This window comes from Streptomyces sp. NBC_00996 (assembly GCF_045162675.1).
Lineage (GTDB): Bacteria > Actinomycetota > Actinomycetes > Streptomycetales > Streptomycetaceae > Streptomyces.
Genome location: NZ_CP108723.1, coordinates 4,924,357 through 4,950,114 on the forward strand (window position 1 = coordinate 4,924,357; position 25,758 = coordinate 4,950,114).

Here is a 25,758-nt window from a genome sequence, read left to right on the forward strand (position 1 = left end):
TGTCGTTCGGCTGCGGGGCGGGTGGGGGCTGCTGGTCGCGCAGTTCCCCGCGCCCCTGACGGGGCGCGGCGGGGTGAAAGAACCCAACCATCACCCCCGCCCCCGTCTCACCCGACGGACGACGTTTCGCCCAGGTTTCCCGAAACGGCTAGGCTCCGATCGTGGCTGATATCCAGATCCCCGCTGACATCAAGCCCGCCGACGGACGATTCGGCGCGGGCCCCTCCAAGGTGCGTACGGAGGCGCTGGACGCGCTGGCCGCGACCGGTAGCTCTCTGCTCGGTACCTCCCACCGCCAGGCCCCGGTGAAGAACCTGGTCGGCAAGGTCCGTGACGGCGTGCGCGAGCTGTTCTCGCTCCCCGACGGGTACGAGGTCATCCTCGGCAACGGCGGCTCCACCGCGTTCTGGGACGTCGCGACCCACGGCCTGATCGAGAACAAGTCGCAGCACCTCAGCTTCGGCGAGTTCAGCTCCAAGTTCGCCAAGGCCGCCAAGCTCGCCCCCTGGCTGGCCGAGCCGACCGTGATCGCGAGCGACCCCGGTACCCACCCGGAGCCCCAGGCCGAGGCGGGCGTCGACGTCTACGCCTTCACGCACAACGAGACCTCCACCGGTGTCGCCGCCCCCGTCAAGCGGGTCGTGGGCGCCGACGAGGGCGCGCTGGTGCTCGTGGACGCCACCTCCGGCGCCGGCGGCCTCCCGGTCGACATCGCCGAGACCGACGTCTACTACTTCGCCCCGCAGAAGTCCTTCGCCTCCGACGGCGGCCTGTGGATCGGCGTCTTCTCCCCGGCCGCGATCGAGCACGCCGAGCGGATCCACGCGTCCGGCCGGCACGTCCCGGAGTTCTTCAGCCTTCCCACGGCGATCGACAACTCCCGCAAGAACCAGACGTACAACACCCCGGCTCTCGCCACCCTCTTCCTCCTCAACGAGCAGCTGGAGTGGATCAACGGCCAGGGCGGCCTCGGCTGGTCCACGGGCCGCACGAAGGACTCCTCGACCCGCCTCTACACCTGGGCCGAGGACTCCAAGTACGCCACGCCGTTCGTCTCCGACCCGGCCAAGCGCTCGCAGGTCATCGGCACGATCGACTTCGCCGACGAGATCGACGCGGCCGCCGTCGCCAAGGTGCTGCGCGCCAACGGCATCGTCGACACCGAGCCCTACCGCAAGCTCGGCCGCAACCAGCTCCGCATCGCGATGTTCCCGGCGATCGACCCGGCGGACGTCGAGGCCCTGACGAAGTGCATCGACTACGTGATCGAGAAGCTGTAGCCGTTCGTACGAGGAGGGGGGCGCCCGGCACTGGCCGGGCGCCCCCCTCTCATGTCGCCGTGCAGGAACCCCTCATGTCGCCGTGCAGGAAACCGCCGGCACCGCGCCACCCCCGGCGCTCCTCCGAAGCCGAAGCTCGCCGAACCGTCCACCGCGATCGCTCCGTTGTGATCGGCGTTGACGGCGGTGACGGTCGTCCCGCTCTGCGTGTACGTCGCGTTCCACATGTTCGTGACCTTCTCCGCCCCGGCCCAGGTCCACGTCACCCTCCAGGACTTGATCGCGGCCGTCCCCGTATTGGTCACCTTCACGTCGGCGTTGAAGCCACCGCCCCAGTCACTGCCGACGGTGTAGGCGGCACTGCAAGCAGCCGTGCTGCCGCCGCTCCGCCCCCACCGCCGGTACTCGGGAACCCCGGCGCCTTGACGCTCGCCAGGTACCCGTCCTTCACCGTGTCCACGGTCACCCAGTCGTCCTTGAGAATGCCGCCCGTGTCACCGGAGTTGGGATTCCACGACCAGAAGGTCCAGGAGATGCTGTCGGCGCCGTACGTGCTCGTCGGGCGCAGATACGAGACGAGGGCCGCCAGCCATTTCTGATCCACGGTCGGCTGGAGCGTCGTACCGAATTCGCCGACCCACACCGGCGCGATGTTCTGCTTGAAGAGGTAGCCCCAGTACTTGTCCCACACCCCGGGCATGTTGTCGGGGAACGAGGGATCGCTGAACCAGCTCTGCTGGGCCACGCTGGTGGCGTAGTCGTGGGCGGAGTACACGACCCGGTTCGTCACATCCAGCTGCACCGGGTACTGCCCGGCTCCCATCAGGTTGCCGCCCCACCAGCCCGACACACCGGCGTACGTCTGCACGCCCTCCACGAAGATCAGCAGATCCCGGTTGACCGACAACACGGCGTTCCCGGCCCTTTGTGCGGCCAGCCGCCAGTCCGTCGCCGTGTCGCCGCAGCCCCAACAGGCAGGATCGTGCGGCTCGTTGTGCAGGTCGATGCCGATGACGGTGTCCTGTCCGGCGTAACGCGCCGCCAGGGCCTTCAGATCACTGATCCACGTCGACTCCGGGACGGCGGAGGTGTACCAGAGCGCCGACTGGCCGCCCGAGTCCGGTCGGTGCCGGTCGAGAATGACCTTGAGGCCGTCCTGACCGGCGTACGACACGATCCTGTCCATGACCTGGAGGGAGTTGAGCCCCTGCAGGTCGGCGTTCTTGCCGCCGGAGAAGTCGATGCTGTTGGGCACGGCACCGGCACCTTTGAACAGGTCGTCGCTGTACGGGAGTCGGATGGTGTTGTAGCCCAGCGACTTCATCTGGTCGATCATGCTCTTGTAGTCGCGTGACCAGAGGCCGTGGACCACGTAGTTGCCGGTCTCGAAGCCGAACCAGTTGATCCCGGCGATGCGTACGGGCTGGTTCGCCGCGTCGAGGATCTGCCGGCCGCTGGTGTGCCAGTAACCGGCACCGGGGGATGCGGCGTGGGCGGTCTGCGCGCCCGCCAACGGCAACAGGAGCGCGGCGGCAGCAGCACACAGCGCCCTTCGTAAACCCGGTGCTCTTCGGAGGCTGCGGAACATCTGCGGGTTCCTCTCGGGGAAGCGCGGCCCCGGAACGGATGGGAGCGCTCCCATGCACCGCGCACTCTCCATGGAAGGGATTGACCATGGGCACGTCAAGCGTTCGGACGGACACGTTTCGCCGAGAGGGCTGAGGCTCTCACCGAGGAGACCCGGGGGTACCCGCCGAGAGGCCCCAGGGGGTCGCCGCGGTTCTCCCCGAGAGAGTGACAAGCGGGGCAATCAGTGCCTCTATGGAAGACATGAGCAGTACCCCGACTCCGAGCCCCGAGCTCGCCCCGCTCGCCAAGCAGTACGCCGTCCTGCTGACGAGCCACAGGAAGGACGGCACGGGCGTAGGCACCCCGGTGAACATCGCCGTCGAGGGTGACCACGCGTACTTCCGCACCCCCGGCAGCACCTGGAAGGTCAAACGCCTGCGCAACAACCCGGAGGTGGAGATCGCTCCCTCCACCTTCCGTGGCGCGCCCACCGGGCCCGAGATCCACGCCCGGACCCGGCTGCTCGACCACGGCAGCGAGGAGGACAAGCACGCGGCGAAGCTGCTGCGCCGCAAGTACCCCGTCATGCAGGGCGTCTTCGTGCCGCTCGCCCACAAGGTGATGCGGACACCGACGCTGCACTACGAAGTGCGGCCGCTGGAGTAGTAGTAGTTCTCGAAGTGATGCAGGTCAGCTGCGGCGGAGCAGCCGCTTGAAGCCGATGACGACGGCGAAGGCGGCTGCGACCGCGATGGCGCCGACCTTGAACCCGTCGCTCAGCCCGTCGCCATCGCTGCCGGATGCCGAACTGCCGTCCTTCGAGGGCGACTTGGAACCGGACCCGTGGTACCCGGGCACACTCTCCGGCTGCACGCTGCTGTCCGCGCCCTCGCTCCCGTACATGAGCTCGGACCCGTCGGGAGTGTAGGTGAGGGACTCGCCCTGCCCCTGCAGGGGGACGTTCAGCCGCCCCTGACGTTTGATCTTCCCGCCGTTCCAGTCGTACGCGATCCCGCCGAAGTACCCGCGTACGGCGAGCTGCTTGCCGTCGGGCGAGAAGGCGCTGTCGGTTGCCCAGAGGTCGATCGTGGCGACGGGCTTGAAGACGTTGGTGCCGGAGGCGGAGAGCTGGGCGGGGCCCTCGTAGAGGTGGCCGCCGTCCTCGTTCTTGTCGACGATGTAGACGCGCCCGGTCTTGGGATGGACCATCAGCGACTCGGCGTTGCGCGGCCCGTCCGAGTACTTCACGACGTACTGCGTGGCGCGGATCGTCTGGTTCTTGAGCACCTTCGGCTCGGGCAGCTTGTAGATCCACACGTGATCCCATTTGCCGCCGAGGTTGTCGCCGATGTCGCCGACGTAGAGGTTGTCGTCCGGGCCGATGGAGATGGCCTCGACATCCCGGGGGGCGCCGACCCCGCTCATGGTGATGGTGGCGACCGTCCTGCCCGTCCTGCTGTCGACGGCGTACAAGTACGCCCCGTCGTCGCTGTCGTTGTGGGTCCAGTAGATGCCGGGGTGGGCATGTGAGGCGGCGAGTCCGCTGGACTCGGTGATCCTGGAGTCCTTGATCGTGAACCCGTTGTCCGCGCTGTCGGCGACGGCCGGCGCCGCCAGGGCGACGACGAGGACGGCTCCGGCGAGAAGCGAAGGCGATCGGCGCATGGCCCCAAGCCTGCCATCCCGGCGGACGGTTCACGCGGTGGCCGCCGGCCGAACTCGCGTGAAGGCGTGTCCCGCGCGGAGACGCGTCCCTCATAGCGACGTGTCCCGCGCGGAGACGCGTCCCTCATAGCGACGTGTCCCGCGCGGAGACGCGTCCCTCATAGCGACGTGTCCCGCACGGAGGCGGGTCCCACACGGAGGCGTGTCCAGCCTCACACCCTCACGGCCCAAGACACTCCCGCTGATCGTCCATGATGAGCGGATGCTCAGGTTCATGCCCGTCGGCGACTCCATGACGATCGGTAGCGCGGGCGAACACACATGGCGTTACCGAATGTGGCAGCACCTGCGCGCGACGTACGGGGGCCCGTTCAAGATCGTCGGTCCGCGCGAGACGCTCTACGACAAGGCGACGGACTCCCCCGACTCGTACGAGTACGCGGACCCGGACTTCCCCCGCGCCCACCTGGCCGGCTGGGGCGAGGGCTGGCTGCACATGGCCCCGCTGATACACGACGCGGTCCGCGCGCAGCGCGCCGACATCCTGCTGGTCTCCCTCGGCCTGATCGACCTCGGCTTCTACACGAACGCGGCCCAGACGGCGGACAACGCCCGCGCCTTCATCGAGCAGGCCCGCGCCGCGAACCCGCGGATCCGCATGGTCCTGCTCCCGGTGACACCGAACGTCCGCGCCGAGTCCGACGCCCCCTTCGCCGCCGAGGTCGCCGCCTTCAACGAACTCCTCGCCAAGACCGTGGCCGACCTCGACGAACCCCGCTCCCCGCTTCTCCTGGCCTCCCCACCCCCGTCGTACGACATCAACTTCGACACGTACGACGGCACGCACCCGAACGCGAGCGGCGAGCACAAGATCGCGGAAGGGTTCGCGGCGGCGATGTACCAGGCGTGGGACCTGGGCGAGCCCTACACGGCCGAAACCGCCTGACCGATTCCCGGCGTCGCCCGCCACCGTGCGTATCGCGCGCCGAAAGGCAGGTGGCACGATGCCGCGGTGATCGCCAACTCCCCCATACCTCCCGCCGTTCCCGCAGGTCGGATGGCCCGGGCCCCGCAACCGGCATTCGACCTGCCGCAAGGACTGGAGCTGCGCCCCTGGCGCCCGGGCGACGCCGACGCGCTGGTGGCCGCGGGCCAGGAGCCCACGATTCGCCGATGGAACTTCCTGCATGTGAAGTCGCCGGAAGACGCCCGTAAGAGGATCGCGCGCATGCACGAGCGCTGGCAGGCCGAACAGGGCGCGATCTGGGCGATCGCGCGGTCCGGCGACGGTGGCGGCGGCGCCGAAGCCATGGGACTCATCGGATGGAACGACATCGATCTCACCGGCGGCAGCGCTGAGATCGTCTACTGGATTCTGCCCGCGGCCCGTGGCGGCGGTGTCGTGGTCGAGGCCGTGAAGCGCCTCAGCCGGTGGGCCCTTGAGGATCTCGGACTGCACCGTCTGCGGCTGTGCCACTCGGTGGCCAACCCGGCATCCTGCCGAGTGGCGGCCAAGGCCGGCTACTCCCTCGAAGGCACCATGCGCGGCGCCCTCCTCCACGCGGACGGCTGGCATCGGACGTACGGATCGATTCCCCGGGCACCTGAACGGCTTCGCCTGCGACGTGGCGGCGATGACCGATCGATCGGTGAAGGACAGCAAGGGCCGCTGGCGCTACCAGGACGTCGAGTTCGTGGCCGAGGTCATCTCCAAGGACACCGCAGCCAATGACTACGGCCCCAAGAAGCTCACGTACGCCCTCGCCGAAGTCGCCGTCTACCTCATCGTCGACCCTTACCAGGGCAGGTACCGTCTGTTCACTCAGCCCAAGGACGGCGACTACGCCACCGAGACGAAGATCGCCTTCGGTGACACCGTAGACCTCACCGACACGGTGGTCGGCCTCACCCTCAAGACCGACGAGTTCCCCCGCGACTAACCCGCCCTGCGGGCGATGACCGGCGGCTCGCCCCGGGTCCAGATCGCCTCGATGGCCATGCGGCTGAAGCGCCGGCCGAGTGGGGTGCGGCGGAGTTCGGCCCGGTAGTAACCCCCCACCGTGAAAAGGGGGTCGGCGTCCGGCCCCCGGTCGTTGAGCGTGGTGTCGAGGTGGACGTGGGTCATCAGGGCGTTCCAGGAGACGGTGAGTGTCGCCCCGTCGGCCGTCAGGCCTTCCGACGCCGTGACGACGTCTGTGACGACGTCCGTGGCGATGTGCTGCGTGCGGGCGTACCGGCCGAGCGCCTCGGCGGTGCCCTCCGCCAGGGCCTTCCTGCCTTCGGTCACCCCTAGAGGGCTCACCCCTCGTACGTCGTCCGTGAAGTAGGCGCGCGCCCAGTCGTCGTCGAACTTCCGCTCGTCGAGCGACCGGAAGAACCGGCTGACGAACAGGCTGATGACGTCATGATCCGTGTGCGTGGTCATACCGCAAGCCTCTGACCTAAAGCTTGGTTGAGGTCAAGCGGCGGCCGGATCACGGTCCTGCTTACGGGCTGTCACCAACGCGAAGGACAGGAACTCGCCGGCGTCGGCGGTCAGCATGTCGATGACCGGCTGGTACGCGGCGCGACCCTCCGGCAGGTGTTCGGCGCCCGCCCGGCTCCACAGCAGCCAGTCCCGCCAGGCGTCCTCCTGCAGGCGCGCGGACGTCACCGTGACCAGCTCGGTGATCTCCCACTGGAACCGCCACCACTCGGGTGTGCGCCAGGCGATCGCCTCCCAGCCAACGAGGGCCTTGATGTGCGCGGGGACCGCCCCCAACTCACGGACCTCGCGCGTCAACGCGGGGGTGGCGATCCCGAGTTGGCCACCGGGACGCAGGAACCTCACCAGGTACGGCAGATAGCTGTCCGCCGTGCCGAAGTACTCGAACGCGTCGATGCTCACGATCGCGTCGAAGCTGCCCTCCTCGAAGGGCAGTTGATGCGCTTCGGCCCGCACGGCCTCCACCTGCCCGTCGACACCCGCCTGCGCGAAGACGGCCGCCGCCTCGTCCGCCCCGACCCACCAGTCGGCCGCGACGGGCCCGTACGCCGTACTCACGGGCGAGGAAGACGGAGGTCGCCCCCTTCCCGGACCCCAGGTCGAGGACCCGCATGCCCGGCCGCAGGTCCAGGTCCCGTGCAAGGTCCTCCAAGGGCCACAGGGGGTGAGGGCCCATGTCGAGGCCGAGGAGCCGGCCCGGGTCGTAGGCGGAGTGGCGGGGGTAGCGGTCGGGCCGTACGAGTGCGTCGAGTGCGGTCACGACGTACGAGCCAAGCGGCTCACGGGGCGCGGGACTGGGTTTCGGGGTGCGGTGGCAGGTGATCCTCCGCCCAGTACGCCAGTACGCGACGCCAGGGCGGCGAGCGGGATGAGCAAGGGCCTCGGGTTCCACCCGGAAGGCATTGCCGTGCCTGCCCGACGGGTGGAGCGCCGCCGCCGTGAGGGCGAACGCCCTTGCCTAGAGCGCACTCCACCCCGTTGGCTAAGGAGTCATGAAGTACACGCAGCTCGGACGCACGGGACTCAAGGTCAGCCGGCTCGTCCTCGGCACCATGAACTTCGGTCCGCAGACAGATGAGGCCGACAGCCACGCCATCATGGACGCGGCGCTGGACTCGGGGATCAACTACTTCGACACCGCGAACGTGTACGGCTGGGGCGAGAACAAGGGCCGTACGGAAGAGATCATCGGCAACTGGTTCGCCGAGGGCGGCGAGCGGCGCGACAAGGTCGTCCTCGCCACCAAGGTGTACGGGAACATGGCGGCCGACGGCGACCCGTGGCCCAACCACGACAAGCTCTCCGCGCTCAACATCCGGCGGGCCGTCGACGCCAGCCTCAAGCGCCTGCAGACGGACTACATCGACATCTACCAGTTCCACCACATCGACCGCGCGACTCCCTTCGAGGAGATCTGGCAGGCGATCGACGTGCTGGTCCAGCAGGGGAAGATCCTCTACGTGGGGTCCAGCAACTTCCCCGGGTACAAGATCGCCCAGGCCAACGAGATCGCCGCGCGGCGCCACGGCACGATCGGCCTCGTCAGCGAGCAGTGCCTCTACAACCTCGCCGAGCGGCGCGCCGAGATGGAGGTCATCCCGGCCGCGCAGGAGTACGGGCTCGGGGTCATCCCCTGGTCGCCGCTGCACGGCGGTCTGCTCGGCGGTGTGATCAAGAAGGAGGTCGAGGGCGGGCGCCGGGCGAGCGGCCGGTCCGCCGACGCCCTCGCCAACACCTCCGTACGCGCGCAGATCCTGGCGTACGAGGATCTGCTCGACAAGCACGGCCTGGAGCCCGGCGAGGCCGCGCTGGCCTGGCTGCTGACCCGGCCCGGCGTCACCGGCCCCATCGTCGGCCCGCGCACCGCGCAGCAGCTGGAGTCCGCGCTGCGCGCCGTCGAGCTGGAGCTGTCGGAGGAGGTACTGGAAGGTCTCGACGAGATCTTCCCGGGGCCCGGTCCGTCGCCGGAGGCTTTCGCCTGGTAGCACTCCGTAAGGGGCGCTGGGAGCTGCGCGACCGGCCACGGCCGGCCCGCAGCCGGCGAACCACCTGCGGCATTTCGGCTCTCCGACGGAGCGCGGCGGTGGCGGTCGGTTACCTGACCGCCGCCGCCAGCGCCACCACGACGAACATCAGCACAAGCACACCGGCCATGATCCGGTTACGGGTCTTCGGGTCCACACATCGAGCCTAACCGGCCGCCCCGAGCGGCCAGCGGGCGACCGCCTCATAACGGGGCTGCTCCCCGGGCACCCCCGACTTCGGCAGCCGGCTGCGGACGAGGCACAGCTCCCCCACCGTCCACTCCTGCCCTTCGAAGGCGCCCAGGGCGGTGACGTACGCCTCGAAGCGCGCGGAAGCGCGGCTGCGGGCCACTGTCAGATGCGGATGGTAGGGGCGGTGGTGCCCCATCGGGATGCCCGCCTTGCGTGCGGCCGCGTCCGCCCGGTCGGCCAGCAGTCGCATGGTCCCCAGGTCGCCTGCCGCACCCACCCACAGGGCACGCCCGCCGAAGTGGCCACCGCCACGCAGCGACACGGGGAAGGGATCCGTGCGGTGGGCCGCTCGGGCCAGCCGTTCCGAGAGGTCCGGGACGAGCTCCTCGTCCACCTCGCCGTAGAACGCGAGCGTGAAGTGCCAGCCGGGGCGGCCCGTCCACCGCAATGCCTCGGCCCCGGGCAGCCGCACCAACTCATCGACCTCCGAGGCGAGTTCACGGACCACACTCTCCGGAGGCAGCACCGCCGCAAAAAGTCTCATGCCGTCACCCTTCCAGGGAACGGATCAACCGGCGACCCCCGCCCGGCTTGGAGATCCGCACGTCCACCGGGGGACGCCGGATGCCCGTGCCCGGGGGTGCGGGATGCCCGCTGCGGGGCAACCGCCGCGCGGGCGACGACGGCAAGCTCGTCGCGTGCCACGAGGGCAACGGCTTCACCCCGACGGCGTCCTCACCGTCGGGGACGCGCCGGGCCAGGTGCCGGCCCGGTGCGTGCAGCCGTCTGTCGTCACGCCGCCGGGGCCAGCTGCTCCTCCCGCTGCTCCTTCGGCACGAAGCGGACGTGCGGGTGGCCGTGGTGCCAGCCGAGGGAGAGGCGGAGGCCGCCGATGCGGGCCAGGATCAGCCCGATCGTGGTCGCGGCCGCCAAGGAGATCAGGCCGCCGAGGGCGAAGCCGGCGCGGGCGCCGTAGGCGTCCGTGACCCAGCCGACGAGTGGTGCCCCCAGTGGCGTACCGCCCATGAAGACCATCATGAACAGCGCCATGACGCGACCGCGCATCGCGGGGTCGGTGGCCATCTGGACCGAGGTGTTCGCGGTGACGTTGACCGTCAGGCCGAAGATGCCGATCGGGACCATCAGGAGAGCGAAGAGCCAGAGGGAAGGGGCTGCCGCCGCCACCACTTCCAGCGCGCCGAACGCCGCCGCCGCCGCGATCAGGATGTGCAGCCGGGCCGTCCCGCGGCGGGCCGCGAGCAGCGCGCCGGCCAGCGAGCCGAGCGCCATCAGCGTGTTGAAGAGGCTGTATGCGCCGGCGCCCGCGTGGAAGATGTCGTCCGCGTACGCCGACAGCCAGACCGGGAAGTTGAAGCCGAAGGTGCCGATGAAGCCGACGAGGACGATCGGCCAGATCAGCTCCGGGCGGCGCGCCACGTACTGAAGGCCTTCGCGCAACTGGCCCTTGCCGCGGGGCGTCCGCTCGACCACGTGGAGTTCGCGGGCGCGCATCAGCAGCAGGCCCGCGATGGGGGCCACGAAGGAGAGGCCGTTGAAGAGGAAGGCCCAGCCGGTGCCGACGCCCGTGATCAGCAGGCCCGCCACCGCGGGGCCGACCAGGCGGGCCGACTGGAAGTTCGCCGAGTTCAGGCTGACCGCGTTCTGCAGCTGGCCCGGGCCGACCATCTCGGAGACGAAGGACTGGCGGGCCGGGTTGTCGAGGACGGTGGCGAGGCCCACGGCGAAGGCGGCCAGGTAGACGTGCCAGACCTGGACATGGCCGGAGAGGGTGAGGAAGGCGAGCGCCAGGCCGGTGATGGCCATCGCCGTCTGCGTCACGAGCAGCGTGGGCCGCTTGGGGAGGCGGTCGACGAGGACACCGCCGTACAGCCCGAAGAGGAGCATCGGCAGGAACTGCAGCGCGGTGGTGATACCGACCGCGGCGGACGAGCCGGTCAGGCTCAGTACCAGCCAGTCCTGGGCGATGCGCTGCATCCAGGTGCCGGTGTTGGAGACGACCTGGCCGAGGAAGAACAGGCGGTAGTTCCGGATCTTCAGCGAGCTGAACATCGAGGACGAACGCGTCGCGCGGGGCGAACGGTCGGGAGCGGACGGGGAGTCGTGGGTGGCTGGTGCGGGGGCGGAGTCTGCTCCGGGTCCCGTACTCAAAAGGGCTCGCCTCCTTGGCAGTCGTTGACGTCGGCGTCATGGGAGGGCGTCGGCGATGGTCGAAACAGGGGAGCGGCCCTCCCGGGTGGGGGCCGCAGGTGGTCACAGATGCGCGAGCTTTTCCAGAACGGGGGCGGCTTCGCGGAGCTTTGCCCATTCGTCCTCGTCGAGGACCTCGACGAGTCCGGCCAGGAACGCGTTCCGCTTGCGTCGGCTCTCTTCGAGCATCGCCTCGGCCTTGTCGGTCTGTGTGACGACCTTCTGGCGCCGGTCCTCGGGGTGCGGCTCCAGCCTGACAAGACCCTTGGCTTCGAGCAGTGCGACGATGCGCGTCATCGAGGGCGGCTGCACATGCTCCTTGCGGGCGAGCTCGCCCGGCGTGGCGGTGCCGCAGCGGGCCAGGGTGCCGAGCACCGACATCTCGGTGGGGCTCAGCGACTCGTCGACCCTTTGGTGCTTGAGTCGACGCGACAACCGCATCACTGCGGAGCGCAAGGCGTTCACGGCGGCCTCGTCGTCGCCATGGGTGAGGTCAGGCATGTCCTTAGGGTAACTCATTACTCTCCCTAAAGACCACCCGGATACCCGTGAACCGCACCACTGGCCCCCGACATCACTCATATGAGTGAGCCCGCTCCGGAAAGTGACCCCTCCTCCGTCGAGGTCCGACGACCCTCGACTCCATGGGGACCACAGTGCTCAGCCTGCGGATAGACGGGGAGCTGCTCAACCGGCTCCGACACCATGCCGCCAAACGCGGAATGAGCGTCCAGGACTATGTCGTCCAGACGCTCATTCGCGATGACTTCGACGAGCGGTTCCAGACCGCGGTCGAGGAGACGGAGAAGTTCTACGGGGTCACCTGAGACCCCGTACGGCCGCTTACGTCAGACCCAGCGCCGGCATCAGGTAGTAGAAGGCGAACACCGCCGACACCACGTACATCGCGATCGGGACCTCGCGGCCGCGCCCGGCGGCCAGGCGCAGCACCACGAAGGTGATGAAGCCCATGCCGATGCCGTTCGTGATCGAGTAGGTGAACGGCATCATCATCATCGTCACGAAGGCCGGGATGGCGATCGTGTAGTCCGCCCAGTCGATCTCCTTGATCGAGTGGGACATGATCAGGAAGCCGACCGCGATCAGGGCGGGCGTGGCGGCCTGGGACGGCACCATCGTGGCGACGGGAGTCAGGAGGAGCGCCACGGCGAAGAGCGCGCCGGTGGTGACGTTCGCGAAGCCGGTGCGGGCCCCTTCGCCGACGCCCGCCGTCGACTCCACGAAGCAGGTGGTGGCCGAGGAGGAGGTGGCACCGCCCGCGGCGACCGCGATGCCGTCGACGAACAGGACCTTGTTGATGCCGGGCATGTTGCCCTGCGCATCGGTCAGCTTGGCCTCGTCGCTGATGCCCATGATCGTGCCCATCGCGTCGAAGAAGGTCGACAGCAGCACGGTGAACACGAAGAGGACGCCGGTCAGCACGCCGACCTTGCCGAAGCCGCCGAAGAGGCTGACCTTGCCGACGAGCCCGAAGTCGGGGGTGGCGACCGGGTTGCCGGGCCACTTCGGGGTGGTCAGACCCCAGGACGGGATCGTGGCGACGGCGTTGATGATCACCGCGACGACCGTCATCGTGACGATCGAGATCAGGATCGCGCCGGGCACCTTGCGCACCATCAGCGCCAGCGTGAAGAGCGTGCCGAGGATGAAGACCAGGACGGGCCAGCCGTTGAGGTGGCCGTCGGCGCCGAGCTGGAGCGGGACCGTGGTCTGCGCGACGTCCGGGATGCGCGTGACGAAGCCGGAGTCGACCAGGCCGATCAGCATGATGAACAGGCCGATACCGATCGCGATGCCCTTGCGCAGGCCCAGCGGCACCGCGCTCATGACGCGCTCACGCAGACCGGTGGCGACCAGCAGCATCACGATGAAGCCGGCGAGGACGACCATGCCCATCGCGTCCGGCCACGACATCCGCGGGGCGAGCTGGAGCGCGACGACCGTGTTCACACCCAGGCCCGCCGCCAGCGCGATCGGCACATTGCCGATGACACCCATGAGGAGCGTGGTGAACGCCGCGGTCAGGGCGGTCGCGGTGACCAGCTGGCCGTTGTCCAGGTGGTGCCCGTACATGTCCTTCGCACTGCCCAGGATGATCGGGTTCAGCACGATGATGTAGGCCATCGCGAAGAAGGTGGCGAAACCGCCGCGGATCTCGCGCGGGATGCTGGAGCCCCGCTCGGAGATCTTGAAGTAGCGGTCCAGGGCGCCCTGCGCGGGGCGGGGCTCCGGCTGCTTCGGGGTGGGGGCCTTGGTGACGGCCGAGGTGGACATGCGTGACCTCATCGTGCGGGGCCTTACGGGGCCAGTACGAGCGCCCTGACGATGGGGATCCCCCTGCTCGAGCGGAGTCGAGAGTGGGGGAGGGCGCCGGGCTGGGAACTTGATCGAGTCTGGCCGTTACGCGATCACCAGCAGGTTTCTTCGATGTTTCCGTTGGCGTTTCGTACGAAGAGAAAGAGCCAGACTCAGACCGTTTCAGTATGAACATATGAGTCCGAATTCGCTATCTCCGCGCGTAGACCGTTGGTATACAAGGGCGCACGGGCCCGGCTCCCGCCCGATCCGCGGCCTCGTAAGCTGTGCACATGGCGAAGTGGACCCCCAAGCACGAGGCGCCGGAGCCCCTGGAGGGCCCCGTCGTCGCCACCATCACCGGCGGCACGATCCTCTGGTTCGTCCTCTTCCTGGTGCAGCTGCCGTTCTACGGCTGGTTCGACGACCACGGGCACACCTGGTGGGTGTGGACGTGCCTGGCCGGCGCGGGTCTCGGACTGATCGGCATCTGGTACGTCCGCAAGCGCGACGCCGCCATCAAGCGCGCCGCGGCCGCCGGCATGGATCAGGCCGCCACTGCTGCGGAGTAACAAGCTCCCCCTACACCCAGGGCATCACTCCCCCGCGCCCGAGTCCTCCCCAGGTCGGATCTTTGGGGCACTCGGCAGGTGAAGCCGTATATCCGCACGTACCGTCGAATGCATGACGCACATCGACGCGGGCGCCGAACTCGATCCCGTTCACCCCGTGCCCCTGCCCGCCTCCCGGCGGTCGGAGGGGCTGTCCGCCGCCGAGGTGGCCGAACGGGTCGCGCGCGGCGAGGTGAACGACGTCCCCGTGCGCAGCAGCCGCTCGATGGGCGAGATCGTCCGCGCCAACGTCTTCACCCGGTTCAACGCGATCATCGGTGTGCTCTGGCTGGTCATGCTGTTCGTGGCGCCGTTCCAGGACAGCCTGTTCGGGTACGTGATCATCGCCAACACCGGGATCGGCATCATCCAGGAGTGGCGGGCCAAGAAGACCCTGGACTCGCTCGCGGTGATCGGCGAGGCGAAACCGACCGTGCGCAGGGACGGGGTCGCCGCCGAGGTCAGTACGTCGGAGATCGTGCTCGGGGACCTGATCGAGATCGGCCCCGGCGACAAGATCGTCGTGGACGGCACCTGTGCCGAGGCCGACGGCCTGGAGATCGACGAGTCGCTGCTCACCGGTGAGGCCGATCCGGTGGTCAAGCACCCCGGGGACCAGGTGATGTCGGGCAGCTTCGTGGTCGCGGGCGGCGGCGCGTTCACCGCGGCGAAGGTGGGGCGGGAGGCGTACGCGGCACAGCTCGCCGAGGAGGCGTCACGGTTCACGCTGGTCCACTCCGAGCTGCGGACCGGTATCTCCACGATCCTCAAGTACGTGACGTGGATGATGATCCCGACCGCGATCGGTCTGGTCATCAGCCAACTCGTGGTCAAGCAGCACGGCCTCAAGGACTCCATCGCGCGGACGGTCGGCGGGATCGTGCCGATGGTCCCGGAGGGGCTGGTCCTGCTCACCTCCGTCGCCTTCGCGATAGGCGTCATCCGCCTTGGCCGGAAACAGTGCCTCGTACAGGAACTTCCCGCCATCGAGGGGCTCGCCCGCGTCGACACCGTGTGCCTCGACAAGACCGGCACCCTCACCGAGGGCGGCATGGACGTCACCGAGCTGCGGCCGCTCCAGGGCACCGACGAGTCGTACATACGCAGGGTCCTCGGCGCGCTCGGCGAGTCGGACCCGCGGCCGAACGCCTCGCTCCAGGCGATCATCGCCGCCTACCCGGACAGCGAGGAGTGGCGCTGCACCGAGTCGCTGCCCTTCTCCTCGGCCCGCAAGTACAGCGGGGCGTCCTTCAGCGAGGGGAACGGGGAATCCAGTACGTGGCTCCTCGGCGCCCCCGACGTACTGCTGCCCGCCGGAGATCCGGCGCTCGCCGAGACCGAGCGGCTGAACGAGGCCGGGCTGCGGGTGCTGCTGCTCGCCCGGGCCACCAAGGATCTCGACGCCCCGGAGGTCAAGAAGGGCGCCCGGCCCACCGCCCTCGTCGTCCTCGAACAGCGGCTGCGCCCGGACGCGGCGGACACCCTGAACTACTTCGCCGAGCAGGAGGTCAAGGCGAAGGTCATCTCCGGCGACAACGCGGTGTCGGTGGGCGCGGTGGCCGGGAAGCTCGGGCTCACCGGCTCCGTCGTGGACGCGCGCCACCTCCCCGACGAGCGGGAGGAGATGGCGAAGTCGCTGGACAAGGGCACGGTGTTCGGGCGGGTCACCCCGCGGCAGAAGCGCGACATGGTGGGCGCGCTGCAGTCGCGCGGACACACGGTGGCGATGACGGGCGACGGCGTGAACGACGTGCTCGCCCTGAAGGACGCCGACATCGGTGTCTCGATGGGCTCGGGCTCGGAGGCCACCCGGGCGGTGGCCCAGATCGTCCTTCTCAACAACAGCTTCTCGACGCTGCCCTCGGTGGTCGCGGAGGGCCGCAGGGTCATCGGGAACATCACCCGGGTCGCGACGCTCTTCCTGGTGAAGACGGTCTACTCCGTGCTGCTGGCCATCCTGGTGGTGTGCTGGCAGGTCGAATACCCGTTCCTGCCACGGCACTTGACGCTGCTGTCGACGCTCACGATCGGCGTCCCGGCGTTCTTCCTGGCACTCACCCCCAACAAGGAGCGCGCGAAACCCCACTTCGTACGACGCGTGATGCGGTACTCGATCCCGGGCGGGGTCATCGCCGGGCTGGCCACCTTCGTGACGTATCTGCTCGCCCGTCACTACTACACGGGCGAGGGCTCGCTGGACGCGGAGACCAGCGCCGCGACACTGACGCTCTTCCTGATCTCGATGTGGGTGCTCGCGATCATCGCCCGCCCCTACACCTGGTGGCGGATCTGCCTCGTCGCCGCGATGGGCGGGGCGTTCCTGCTGGTGCTCATGGTGCCGGGCCTGCAGCACTTCTTCGCGCTCAAGCTGGTCGGCACGACGATGCCGTGGATCGCGGTGGGCGTCTCGGTGGTGGCGGCGGCCGCCCTGGAGTTCCTGTGGAAGTGGGTCGCCCGCCGCTTTCCCGCGTAGGGGTGGTGCCGGACTACTTCACGTCGACGTAGTCACCGGTGGCGGAGACCGCCGGGGTGGTCGTCGTGCCCGCGAAGCTGAAGCGCCAGTAGCCGTCGTAGTTGGCGGTGGTGGTGGCCTTCAGGTTGCCGGTCGAGTCCGAGTACACCGTCTTGACGGTGGTGTACGTGCTGGTGCCCGCCTTGCGGAACTGCAGCTTGACCGGCTGGTTGGTGTAGCCGTGGTACAGGTGGTCCTCCCAGTTGGCGCGGCTCAGCTTGCCGGTCGCGGTCAGGGTCTTGCCCTTGGAGACCGGCTCCGGGCCCGCGTTGACCGCCAGCTTGGAGTAGCGCTGGACACGCGCGGTCTTGTAGTAGTCGTTCCAGTAGACGCTACCGTCGGTGGCAAGCGCGGCCGCCGTGACGTGCCAGGTGCCCGCCAGGGAGTTCGCGTACAGGTCGAGCTGCGGGTCGACGGTAATCGTCAGCTTGCAGGTCGACGTGGTGGCGCTGACGGCGGTACAGGTCGCCGCGTCCTCGTTCGGCACCAGCAGGCCGTCGATGTCCGTCTCGACGTCCGTGCCGTGCCACAGGTCGATGTACGCGTCCTCGATGCCGGAGGCGTGCGTGGCGGTCAGCGAGACCGTAATCGTCTTCGTGGCCGTGGTGCCCAGGACGATGTTCTTGCCGCCGTTGACGGTGACGTTGGAGATGGTCGGCTCATCGGCCGCGGTGGCGAACGCCGACTTCGTAGACGTGTCGAAGCGGGACGCGGCGTCCGGCTTGGCGAAGGACGGGACGTCGGCGGCGTGGGCGCCCGGCACGACGAAGGCGGAGAGGGCCAGGGCGCCGGAGACGGCGGCCACGGTGGCACGTATGCGCATGCGATCCCCAAGTGGAGAAAGGGGCCCCGGTGGTGGTCGTTCCTCACGGCTCGTCGTCGCACGGGGCCCAAGTGATCGTGGAGTCTGTTGACTCGGGAGATCAGATCCGCCACGAATACGGATGGTTGTACGGGAGGTGAAGATTTTGTGCGCGGATTAACAAGATCACAGGAAGGTGAGAGGGACCCCTCCCACCTCCCCGGCGGCCGGGTCAGTCGAACCAGCGGTCCCGTGCCAGTTCCTCCGTGCGGGACGGGTCCTCCAGGAGGGCCGCGACCTCGAAGCGGCGCGGCCACTGTCCGGCCGCCCAGGCGAGTCCGGCCGCGACGCCCTCCAGGGTGGCGGCGTGCAGCACGCCGTCCCGGGTGCGCCGCCAGTCGAGTTCGGTGCCCTCGACGATGAGCTCCTCGTGTTCGACGTACGAGCTCGGGGTGGACGGCCCCAGCAGGACCCGCACGGAGTCCGGTACGTCGTGTTCGGTGCCCTCGGAGTCCACGTCCCCGGTGACGGACTCACTCAGCCGCCGCACCTGGAACAGCTCGGCGAGCTCGGCAGCACGCGACGGCCGTACGGGGAGCAGCGGCACCCCGCCGGTGAAGGGCAGCAGGTCGGGCGAGTCGACGACCACGGCGTCGGCCGCGTCCACCACGCGCACCTCACCGTCGACGACGGCCCGCACCTCGTCGGGCAGGGTGACCTGCTCGGGGTCGAGGTCGGCCAACGCGCCGTAGAGGGCGTGCAGTTGGGCGCCCGAGACCTTCCGGTCGGGGTCGGCGAGCCGGTCGAGGAGCTCGGCGGCGCCGCCGGGTTCGGCGAGGAGAGCGGCCACCGAGGTGCGGACGCCGAGCGCCCGCAGCACCTGCTCGTCGTCGAAGCCGGTGGCGTCGGCGGCGTCGTACAGGCCGTGCAGGAGCGGGTCGCCGCCCTCGGCGCGCAGTCCGGCGGGCCGGCGGCCGTCGAGGACGGGATGGCCGCGCAGCCACCAGGCGGTGTACGGCCGGACGATCTCGTGCGTGCCGTCGGGCAGCAGGATCCGCACCGGCTGGGTCAGCGCGTCCCGTAGCGGCGGCTGCGAGAGCAGCGCGAGGGCCTGCGGCCACCGCTCGTCGTCCACCAGGTCCAGGTCCCGTACTGCGACGATCTCGGTGGCGACCGGCGGCACCGGCGTGTCCGGCAACCGGTCGAGGACGTCCTCGCACCACACGTCGACGGCGTCCAGCAGGCCCGCGTCGTCGGGTTCGGCGAAGTCGGAGTCCCGGGGCTCCAGTTCGTCCGGGTCGAGGACGAGATCGGTGGAGCGTACGAGGGCGAAGTTGGCGAGGATGCCACAGGCCGCGAGCGGCTGTTCGCCCCAGCGGTCGGCCAACTCGGCGTCGATGAAGGCGAGTTCGCCCTCACGCATGACCTGCGCGAACGGGCTGCCGGGCAGCACCAGTTCACCCGCGGGCGCGAGCTCGCCCTCGTCGTCCGGGAGGGCGAGGCCGCCGAGCCAGGGCTCGTCGCCGGGTTCCAGGCCGGCGTCGCGGACCAGCGCGAGCACGGTGTCGGCCAGTTCCTCGGCGTCCGGCGCGTCCTCGTCCCACGCCCCGCCGTCGTCGTCGAGCGAGGCGGCGACGGCGGCGCGCACCTGCGGGGTGGTGAGCACCGCGCGGGGCGCGGCCGGGAGGGCGCCCAGCTTTTCCAGAAGCGGGTGGGCGGCGTCCGGGTGGGCGACCTTGAGGCCGAGGCGGGCGAGGGAGTCGGAGGTGGCGGCCCAGGTGTCGTCGGGGGTTGGCCCGTCGGGAACCGGCAGCAGAACCTGCCGGGGGCCGATGGTCGTACGCCCGTCGGCGAGCGGCACGGGCAGCCCGGAGAGCCGGTCGGGGTCGACCCCGGCGAGGCTGTCGTAGAGACTCCGCCACCAGGTCGGGTCCTTCTCGAGACCGGCGAGGCGGTCCACGGCCTCCGTGAGGGGCACCCGCGCGACCCCCAACGTCCGGAGCTCCACCCGGCGTTCGAGCCCGGCGGGCAGCAGGCTGGGCAGCACCTCGGCGAGGACGCGGACGGTCTCGGCTCCGGCGCCCTCGACGACCTCGGCGTCACGGGGGCGCAGGGCGGCCGGGTTTTCCGCGGCGCTGGTCTCGAGCCATTCGGTGGGGGTGTCCGGGGCGTGGTCCGGCTCGATGGCGGGCGGCAGGAAGGCGGTGCGCGGCAGCCGGTCCAGGATCGCCTGGCGCAGGCCGCCGTCCAGCTCGCCCTTGCCTAGCGGGCCCGGCACGAGGTCGATGATCGCGGCGTCCACCGGGCGCCACGCGGCGAGCAGTTCGGCGTACGCGTCCGCCGCGCGCTCCACCAGGAAGTCGGTGAGCGGACCGGGGGCGGCATGGCGGCGGGTGGTGTCGAGCGGGAAGGAGGCGATGAGCAGGGCGGGCACGCCGAGCGGCTCGTCGCTGGGCGTGGGTGCGTGCACGACGGGGCTGGTGCGGGGGCGGCTCGGGGTGCCGTCGCCGCTGTCCACGGGCACGGCCCAGGTCACGGACCAGTGCGGGCGCAGCCGCTCCTCGACCGGACGGTCGGCAAGGAGGGCGGGCTCGAGGGGGCCGTGGTGGGAGATGGTGCGGTAGCGGGTGGTGCCCTCGCGGGAGTCCTCGAGGGTGACCCCGTGCTCTTCGGTACGGCGCCGGAGCGTGCGTACCTCCGCGTCCCCGATCTCGACGACCACTTCCTCCAGGCCCGGCAGGGCGAGCAGCAGGGCGTCGTCGATGTTCTGCAGGAGGCGCTCGGCGAGATCCTGGGCGGCGGGGTCCCGCAGGGGCATGATCACGACGGTGTCGTACGGGTCCGGGGCGGTGCCCTCGGCCGCGAACGGCAGCCGGAGCAGGGGCACATGACCGTCCCGCCGGCGGATCTCGTCCCCGAGTCCGGGGCTGTGGCGGGCGGTGTCCCCCGCCAGCTCGCGGGCCTCGGCGAGGGACCAACGGACGCCGCCGTGCCGCCCGACGACGGCAGGCTCGTCGGTGACGGCCAGCACCGCGGCGAAACCGACGCCGAAACGGCCGACGGCGCCGATCGCCGTGTCGTGCGCGTCGCGCTTGGCGGAGGCGCGGAGCGTGGAGAGCGATTCGACGCCGGTCGCGTCGAGCGGGGCGCCGGTGTTCGCCGCGACGAGTACATCGTCGCGGAGGGTGAGGCGGAGGCGGCCGGGGACGCCGGCCCTTGCCGCCGCGTCGGCCGCGTTCTGGGCCAGCTCGACGACGAGTCGGTCCCGGTAACCGCCGAGGACGAGGTCCTCCTCGGCGTTGGCGTCCTCGCGGAACCGCGCCGGGCTGGTCGCCCAGGCGTCCAGCACGCCGCGTCGCAGGCGCGCCGTCCCGAACGGGTCCGCGCCCTCGGCTGCCGGCCGCACGAACTTGCTCACGGTTCACTCTCCCTCTCGCCTGGCGCGACCGCGAGTGCTGCGCTCGGCCGCGGCATGAAGGTACCGCGCGCCGGACCGACGTCCGGCCGGGGCTCTCCCTCGCAGGGCCCCCTGCGATGGTGCGGGCGCCAGGGTCTTTCGCCCCCTCCGTCCCTGCCCTGCCCGTCCCGTCCCTGAGGGCTGCCGCCCCCAGACCCCCGCTCAAAAGATCGCGCAGTTCCCCGCGCCCCCACCGGTCCGCAGCCGAAAGGCCGGCACGGGACGGGCAGGGGCGGAGGGGCGAGAAAACGCCCGGCTACGAGTGGCCCAGTTCCGCGGAGGACTCGTCCGTCGTGATCGAGACCGAACCGGAATCCGGGGAGGGGCGCAGGGGGAAGGGGTCCACCCGGGTTTCGTCGATCACCGGCGCGGCCGGGCGCGGAGGCTTCGGCATGACCGCGGCCTCGGAGTGACCACCGCAGCCGTACGAGAGGGAGACCACGTGCCCGTCCGCGGGCGAGAACTCATTGGCACAGACACCGAACGCCTGTCCGAGCGAGCCCCCGATGGGGTTGAGGAAGCCACAGCTGACGCACGACGCGGGCGCGGCCTGCGCCATCGCGGTCTTCGGGCCGTACCCCTCCTCCCACCGATCGGCCGCGACATGCAGCCCGTACCGGGACAGGACGCGCGCACGGCGCAACCCCAGCTCCTCCGCCACGGCGGCGATCGAGCCACGTCGAGGCGCAACCGGCAGGGTCGCCGGCCTCCCGCCCGCGACCTCCGCGTCCTCCGCCTCCACCAGCTCGGCCATCTCCTTGGAGACGGGCGAGTTCGGCGGCGGCTCGTCCTCGCCGGTGAAACCGGGCTCGAGGCGGAGATCCTCGGCGTCCGTGGGCAGCAGGTCCCCCGGCCCCATGTCACCGGGCCGCAGCCGCTCGCTCCACGGCACCCACTCGGGGGCGAGGAGGGCGTCGGGGCCGGGCAGCAGGACCGTCTCGTCGAGCGTCACGAACTTCGCGCGGGAGGCGCGGGCCACGGTCACCGCCCAGCGCCAGCCGCGGTAGCCCAGCTCCTTGCACTCGAAGAAGTGCGTGACAACGCGGTCCCCCTCGGAGACCAGCCCTACGTGCTCGCCGACGATGCCGGGTGCGGCGGCCTCCTCGGCGGCGGCGCGGGCGAGGTCGACGGCCTCGGCGCACAGGCGGTCGGGGGTGCGGCTTCGCGTTGTCGCTGCGCTCACAGGTATCGCTTCTCTCCTACGCCGTCTCACGGGTGCGCCGTTTCTCGGCGGGGGTGCGGACGGAGCGGACCAGGGGACCGCGTCGACGTCCGCGCCCGATCGCACTCGGGCGCACCTACGTCATCCATTCTGCGGGATGGCCGAGAGGCGCGCGGCCGAGAACAATCGCCGCAGGCGCGTTACGCACGCTACCTTCTCCTGGCCCCTGGGCCCACACCGGCGGGGCTCTTCTGCGCTCCGCGCCGGGCTTTCCGCCGCTCCGCGGCCGGGTCTTCGCCGCTCCGCGCACGCTCTTCACCGTTCCGCGGTCGCGTTTCACGCCGCTCCGCGGCGGTTTCTTCGGCGCTCCGCGCCGTTTTTCCCGCCCGCCCACCCGACTCGGTCCGTCTCCCGGGCTCCGCCCGGACGCTCGTCCCCGGCACCCGCCCACGACGCTCGCCGCCGACGTGCGCTCACGACGTACGCCCACGACACTCGTCCCCGACGTCACCCACGACATTCGTCCCCGACGTACGCCCACGACCCTCGTCCCAACATGCGCCCCCGACGCGCCAACGCGCGCCCACGACGTGCGCCCCCCAAAGTGCGCTCCCGCCGTGCACCCCGCAAGGCTTCCAGCAAGGGCATCCCCGGAGTACACCCCGACATCCCGCCCCGCCCGACTCGGCCCCCATACGCGCGGTAACCGCACTACGCACCCCCATCTCGGGGCACTATGACGGAGTGGCAGCCGCAAGGGCGCCCCAGGGAGCCACCGGAGTCGGTGGCGGTGCCAAGGGGAGCAGTCGAAGTGGCGGATCGGGCCGGGTGAGCGGGTCCGTCCGTGCGGTCGGGCGCGCCCTGCACCTCCCGGTGACGGGGACGGCGCGCGGGATCCGCAAGGCGACGCACGCGCACGGGGCCGGTGAGTCGGGGCTCGGCAAGCTGATCGAGCTGCACGCGGTGAACGGCGCCGGGGACGTCATGATCACCGTCGCCCTCGCCTCCACCGTCTTCTTCTCCGTCCCGACCGACGAGGCCCGCGGCCGCGTCGCCCTGTACCTCGCCATCACCATGGCGCCCTTCGCCCTCCTCGCCCCCGTGATCGGCCCCCTCCTCGACCGCCTCCCGCACGGCCGCCGCGCCGCCATGGCGAGCGCGATGCTCGCCCGGGCCTTCCTCGCGCTGCTGCTCTCCAGCGCGGTCGTCACCGGCGGCATCGAGCTGTATCCGGCGGCGCTCGGGGTGCTGGTCGCGTCCAGGGCGTACGGGGTGGTACGCAGCGCTGTCGTGCCGCGACTGCTGCCGCCCGGGTTCTCCCTGGTGAAGGCGAACTCCCGGGTCACCCTCGGCGGGCTCCTCGCCACCGGCGTCGCCGCGCCGATCGGGGCGGGGCTGCAGGTGCTCGGCCCGCGCTATCCGCTCTACGGCGCCTTCGCGATCTTCATCGCGGGTACGTTCCTGTCGTTCACACTGCCGCACAAGGTCGACTCGGCCAAGGGCGAGGACAGGGCGCTGCTCGCCGCGGACGAGGAGCATCTGCACGGGCCGCAGCTGATCAAGAAGAAGGTGCGCCGGCCCGGGCTGCGGACCGTCGGCACGGCCGTCACGCACGCGCTCGGCGCCAACGCGTCCCTGCGCTGCCTGTCCGGCTTCCTGATCTTCTTCCTCGCCTTCCTGCTGCGCGAGCACCCGCTCACCGGCGAGAGCGCGGCGGTCTCGCTGGGGATAGTGGGCGTCTCGGCGGGTGCGGGCAACGCGCTCGGCACCGCGGTCGGAGCCTGGCTGAAACAGCGCGCTCCCGAGATCATCATCGTGACGGTCGTGGCGTTCGTGCTGGGTACCGCGATCATCGCCGCCCTGTTCTTCGGGGCGGCGCTCGTGGCGTGTCTCACCGCGGTCGCCGGGTTCGCCCAGGCCCTCGCCAAGCTGTCCCTGGACGCGCTGATCCAGCGGGACGTCCCGGAGCTCGTCCGCACGTCCGCCTTCGCCCGCTCCGAGACGCTGCTGCAGATGGCCTGGGTCCTCGGCGGCGGCATCGGCATCGTGCTGCCGCTCAACGGCACGCTCGGGCTGTCCGTGGCCGCCGCGATCGTCGCCGCCGGGTGGCTGACGACCGTACGGGGGCTGCTGAGCTCGGCGCGGCACGGGGGAGCCGCGCGGCCCCGGGTGGCCTGAGCCGGGCGGCCGGGCGGGGGCACGGCACGGCACGCCGTACCCCACGTGGGGAGAGCGCTGGACCTGCCCGATAGCCTTCCGCCATGACATCCCTGCCCCGCGGCAGAGCCGCTAATGGACTCAGCGCTGCGCGCCGCCGTCGCGCCGTTGCCGTCGTCGGCACGGTATCCGCCGGACTTCTCGTCCTGTCCGCCTGTGAAAAGCCGACGCCGCTGGCCACCATCACGGTCGGCAAGAACTCGGTGAGCTCCGAGACCGACTGCTACAACGACGGCAAGGCGGTGTCGACCGCGGAGCTGGCGAGCTGCCTGAAGTCCAAGGACATCAAGTCCATCAAGGTCGACCCCGACGAGACCGTGCGGTTCGGCGTGGACCCGAAGATCGCGGACAACGGCTGGACGATCCTGATGAACGGTCAGCCGCTGACCGACTCCAGCAACAAGACGTACCGCACGATCCCGGGCAGCGTGTTCTTCAACGCGCAGTACGGCGCCAGCGGCAACTCCACGCTCGTCTCCATCAAGGAGGGCGAGAAGACGGTCACCGGTCTGTGGTCCTTCAAGCTCAAGAAGGACTCCTGACCACGTCTTCCGCACTACGTGTCCTCGTGGCCACCGCTGTCCCGGTCGAACGGGACGCGGTGGCCGGGGCGTTCGCCGGCCCGCCCCGTGAGGTCCCGCTCCCCGGCGTGACGCTCCACCGAGCGGGCAGCGCATCCCGGTTCGACCTGCTCGCCGCCGGCGTCGGTCCCGCTCTCGCCGCCGCCTCCACCGCCTCGGCGCTCACGGCGGCCGAGATCGGCGGTGAACCGTACGACCTGGTCGTCTCGGCCGGCATCGCCGGCGGCTTCCAGCCCGACGCCCCTGTCGGTTCGCTCGTCGTCGCCGACGACATCACCGTGGCCGATCTGGGCGCGGACACCGCGGACGGCTTCGTCCCCGTCACCGGACTCGGCTTCGGAACCGTCAGCCACCGTCCACCGGAATCACTCGTACGAGCGATCGCCGCGGCCACGGGTGGACGCGCCGGGACGGTGCTCACCGTCTCCACCGTGACCGGCACCGCCGCCCGCGCCGCCGAGCTGCGCGCCCGGCACCCTCGTGCCCTCGCCGAGGCGATGGAGGGGTTCGGGGTCGCCGAGGCGGCCTCGGCTCATGGCGTACCCGTCCTCGAGGTCCGCGCGGTCTCCAACCCCGTCGGCCCGCGCGACCGCGCCGCCTGGCGCATCGGCGACGCTCTCGCCGCTCTCACCGAGGGTTTCGGGAAGCTCGCACCCGTACTGGAGAGTTGAAACCCG

General features: G+C 70.4%; 20 protein-coding genes and 3 pseudogenes. 12 read left to right on the plus strand and 11 right to left on the minus strand.

Annotation, left to right across the window (positions count from 1 at the left end; all coding sequences use genetic code 11):
* Positions 1-161 precede the first annotated feature (161 nt).
* Complete coding sequence (gene serC / locus OG390_RS23095; RefSeq protein ID WP_406170672.1) at positions 162-1,280, plus strand: phosphoserine transaminase; 1,119 nt, start codon at positions 162-164, stop codon at positions 1,278-1,280.
* A gap of 72 nt (positions 1,281-1,352) precedes the next feature.
* Here the strand turns inward: serC and OG390_RS23100 are convergent.
* Positions 1,353-2,868, minus strand: a pseudogene (locus tag OG390_RS23100) (cellulase family glycosylhydrolase).
* A gap of 242 nt (positions 2,869-3,110) precedes the next feature.
* Between OG390_RS23100 and OG390_RS23105 the strand changes: the two are divergent.
* Positions 3,111-3,515, plus strand: coding sequence for a PPOX class F420-dependent oxidoreductase (locus OG390_RS23105; RefSeq protein WP_406170674.1), 405 nt, complete (start codon positions 3,111-3,113; stop codon positions 3,513-3,515).
* A gap of 24 nt (positions 3,516-3,539) precedes the next feature.
* Here the strand turns inward: OG390_RS23105 and OG390_RS23110 are convergent, their stop codons facing one another.
* Positions 3,540-4,514, minus strand: coding sequence for a WD40 repeat domain-containing protein (locus OG390_RS23110; protein ID WP_406170676.1), 975 nt, complete (start codon positions 4,512-4,514; stop codon positions 3,540-3,542).
* A gap of 262 nt (positions 4,515-4,776) precedes the next feature.
* On the opposite strand from OG390_RS23110, the gene OG390_RS23115 reads away from it, so the two are divergent.
* The 3 genes and pseudogenes from OG390_RS23115 to OG390_RS23125 all read left to right on the plus strand — a co-directional run.
* Positions 4,777-5,460 carry an SGNH/GDSL hydrolase family protein gene (locus OG390_RS23115; protein ID WP_406177811.1) on the plus strand — a complete coding sequence of 228 codons (684 nt, stop codon included), beginning with the start codon at positions 4,777-4,779 and terminating at the stop codon, positions 5,458-5,460.
* Between the two features lie 111 nt (positions 5,461-5,571).
* A pseudogene (locus OG390_RS23120) lies at positions 5,572-6,027 on the plus strand (GNAT family N-acetyltransferase); the annotation flags it as partial.
* 47 nt (positions 6,028-6,074) lie between these two features.
* Positions 6,075-6,454 (plus strand): annotated as a pseudogene (locus OG390_RS23125) (Uma2 family endonuclease); the annotation flags it as partial.
* On the opposite strand, the gene OG390_RS23130 reads toward OG390_RS23125, so the two are convergent.
* Together OG390_RS23130 and OG390_RS23135 are read right to left on the minus strand one after the other, a co-directional pair.
* Positions 6,451-6,939: a nuclear transport factor 2 family protein gene (locus OG390_RS23130; RefSeq protein WP_406170677.1), complete on the minus strand. Its 489-nt coding sequence runs from the start codon at positions 6,937-6,939 to the stop codon at positions 6,451-6,453. The pseudogene OG390_RS23125 and the gene OG390_RS23130 sit on opposite strands and share 4 nt — an antisense overlap.
* Positions 6,940-6,972: 33 nt before the next feature.
* On the minus strand, positions 6,973-7,557 hold the full coding sequence (locus tag OG390_RS23135) for an SAM-dependent methyltransferase (RefSeq protein ID WP_406170679.1): 585 nt from the start codon (positions 7,555-7,557) through the stop codon (positions 6,973-6,975).
* A gap of 434 nt (positions 7,558-7,991) precedes the next feature.
* On the opposite strand from OG390_RS23135, the gene OG390_RS23140 reads away from it, so the two are divergent.
* Entirely contained in the window at positions 7,992-8,984 is a 993-nt protein-coding gene (locus OG390_RS23140) for an aldo/keto reductase (protein ID WP_406170681.1), read from the plus strand.
* A gap of 205 nt (positions 8,985-9,189) precedes the next feature.
* Here the strand turns inward: OG390_RS23140 and thpR are convergent, their stop codons facing one another.
* From thpR to OG390_RS23155, 3 genes are all read right to left on the minus strand, one after another.
* Positions 9,190-9,759 (minus strand): RNA 2',3'-cyclic phosphodiesterase, encoded by a 570-nt coding sequence (gene thpR / locus OG390_RS23145; RefSeq protein WP_406170683.1) that lies wholly within the window; start codon positions 9,757-9,759, stop codon positions 9,190-9,192.
* Positions 9,760-10,007: 248 nt separating this feature from the next.
* Complete coding sequence (locus OG390_RS23150; protein ID WP_406170685.1) at positions 10,008-11,384, minus strand: MFS transporter; 1,377 nt, start codon at positions 11,382-11,384, stop codon at positions 10,008-10,010.
* A gap of 102 nt (positions 11,385-11,486) precedes the next feature.
* The gene (locus tag OG390_RS23155) at positions 11,487-11,924 is read right to left on the minus strand and encodes a MarR family winged helix-turn-helix transcriptional regulator (protein WP_406170687.1); all 438 of its coding nucleotides are present in this window, start codon (positions 11,922-11,924) and stop codon (positions 11,487-11,489) included.
* Between the two features lie 143 nt (positions 11,925-12,067).
* Here OG390_RS23155 and OG390_RS23160 point away from each other — a divergent pair, with 143 nt between their 5' ends.
* Positions 12,068-12,250 carry a ribbon-helix-helix protein, CopG family gene (locus tag OG390_RS23160; RefSeq protein WP_399085800.1) on the plus strand — a complete coding sequence of 61 codons (183 nt, stop codon included), beginning with the start codon at positions 12,068-12,070 and terminating at the stop codon, positions 12,248-12,250.
* Between the two features lie 16 nt (positions 12,251-12,266).
* Here the strand turns inward: OG390_RS23160 and OG390_RS23165 are convergent, their stop codons facing one another.
* Positions 12,267-13,718, minus strand: coding sequence for an NCS2 family permease (locus OG390_RS23165; protein ID WP_406170689.1), 1,452 nt, complete (start codon positions 13,716-13,718; stop codon positions 12,267-12,269).
* 314 nt (positions 13,719-14,032) lie between these two features.
* On the opposite strand from OG390_RS23165, the gene OG390_RS23170 reads away from it, so the two are divergent.
* Both OG390_RS23170 and OG390_RS23175 read left to right on the plus strand, forming a co-directional pair.
* Complete coding sequence (locus OG390_RS23170; RefSeq protein ID WP_406170691.1) at positions 14,033-14,311, plus strand: DUF2530 domain-containing protein; 279 nt, start codon at positions 14,033-14,035, stop codon at positions 14,309-14,311.
* A 112-nt stretch (positions 14,312-14,423) separates the two neighbouring features.
* Positions 14,424-16,823 carry an HAD-IC family P-type ATPase gene (locus tag OG390_RS23175; protein ID WP_406170693.1) on the plus strand — a complete coding sequence of 800 codons (2,400 nt, stop codon included), beginning with the start codon at positions 14,424-14,426 and terminating at the stop codon, positions 16,821-16,823.
* Positions 16,824-16,836: 13 nt separating this feature from the next.
* On the opposite strand, the gene OG390_RS23180 is transcribed toward OG390_RS23175, so the two are convergent.
* The 3 genes from OG390_RS23180 to OG390_RS23190 all read right to left on the minus strand — a co-directional run bounded on the left by OG390_RS23180 (position 16,837) and on the right by OG390_RS23190 (position 22,304).
* The gene (locus OG390_RS23180) at positions 16,837-17,685 is read right to left on the minus strand and encodes a DUF5707 domain-containing protein (protein ID WP_406170694.1); all 849 of its coding nucleotides are present in this window, start codon (positions 17,683-17,685) and stop codon (positions 16,837-16,839) included.
* A 211-nt stretch (positions 17,686-17,896) separates the two neighbouring features.
* On the minus strand, positions 17,897-21,082 hold the full coding sequence (locus OG390_RS23185) for a sacsin N-terminal ATP-binding-like domain-containing protein (RefSeq protein WP_406170696.1): 3,186 nt from the start codon (positions 21,080-21,082) through the stop codon (positions 17,897-17,899).
* Positions 21,083-21,377: 295 nt separating this feature from the next.
* A complete protein-coding gene (locus tag OG390_RS23190) occupies positions 21,378-22,304 on the minus strand; it encodes a DUF3027 domain-containing protein (RefSeq protein ID WP_406170698.1) in 927 nt (308 codons plus the stop codon).
* A 723-nt stretch (positions 22,305-23,027) separates the two neighbouring features.
* Here OG390_RS23190 and OG390_RS23195 point away from each other — a divergent pair.
* The 3 genes from OG390_RS23195 to OG390_RS23205 all read left to right on the plus strand — a co-directional run bounded on the left by OG390_RS23195 (position 23,028) and on the right by OG390_RS23205 (position 25,752).
* The gene (locus tag OG390_RS23195) at positions 23,028-24,461 is read left to right on the plus strand and encodes an MFS transporter (RefSeq protein WP_406170700.1); all 1,434 of its coding nucleotides are present in this window, start codon (positions 23,028-23,030) and stop codon (positions 24,459-24,461) included.
* Between the two features lie 83 nt (positions 24,462-24,544).
* A complete protein-coding gene (locus OG390_RS23200) occupies positions 24,545-25,042 on the plus strand; it encodes a DUF2771 domain-containing protein (RefSeq protein WP_399085823.1) in 498 nt (165 codons plus the stop codon).
* A gap of 26 nt (positions 25,043-25,068) precedes the next feature.
* Entirely contained in the window at positions 25,069-25,752 is a 684-nt protein-coding gene (locus OG390_RS23205; RefSeq protein WP_406170702.1) for a futalosine hydrolase, read from the plus strand.
* Positions 25,753-25,758 lie beyond the last annotated feature (6 nt).

Bases quoted from the DNA above. Each gene is read 5' to 3' on its own strand.
- OG390_RS23105 (WP_406170674.1), top strand. From the start codon at position 3,111: ATGAGCAGTACCCCGACTCCGAGCCCCGAGCTCGCCCCGCTCGCCAAG.
- OG390_RS23110 (WP_406170676.1), bottom strand. From the start codon at position 4,514: ATGCGCCGATCGCCTTCGCTTCTCGCCGGAGCCGTCCTCGTCGTCGCC.
- OG390_RS23115 (WP_406177811.1), top strand. From the start codon at position 4,777: ATGCTCAGGTTCATGCCCGTCGGCGACTCCATGACGATCGGTAGCGCG.
- OG390_RS23130 (WP_406170677.1), bottom strand. From the start codon at position 6,939: ATGACCACGCACACGGATCATGACGTCATCAGCCTGTTCGTCAGCCGG.
- OG390_RS23140 (WP_406170681.1), top strand. From the start codon at position 7,992: ATGAAGTACACGCAGCTCGGACGCACGGGACTCAAGGTCAGCCGGCTC.
- thpR (WP_406170683.1), bottom strand. From the start codon at position 9,759: ATGAGACTTTTTGCGGCGGTGCTGCCTCCGGAGAGTGTGGTCCGTGAA.
- OG390_RS23155 (WP_406170687.1), bottom strand. From the start codon at position 11,924: ATGCCTGACCTCACCCATGGCGACGACGAGGCCGCCGTGAACGCCTTG.
- OG390_RS23160 (WP_399085800.1), top strand. From the start codon at position 12,068: ATGGGGACCACAGTGCTCAGCCTGCGGATAGACGGGGAGCTGCTCAAC.
- OG390_RS23165 (WP_406170689.1), bottom strand. From the start codon at position 13,718: ATGTCCACCTCGGCCGTCACCAAGGCCCCCACCCCGAAGCAGCCGGAG.
- OG390_RS23170 (WP_406170691.1), top strand. From the start codon at position 14,033: ATGGCGAAGTGGACCCCCAAGCACGAGGCGCCGGAGCCCCTGGAGGGC.
- OG390_RS23175 (WP_406170693.1), top strand. From the start codon at position 14,424: ATGACGCACATCGACGCGGGCGCCGAACTCGATCCCGTTCACCCCGTG.
- OG390_RS23180 (WP_406170694.1), bottom strand. From the start codon at position 17,685: ATGCGCATACGTGCCACCGTGGCCGCCGTCTCCGGCGCCCTGGCCCTC.
- OG390_RS23200 (WP_399085823.1), top strand. From the start codon at position 24,545: ATGACATCCCTGCCCCGCGGCAGAGCCGCTAATGGACTCAGCGCTGCG.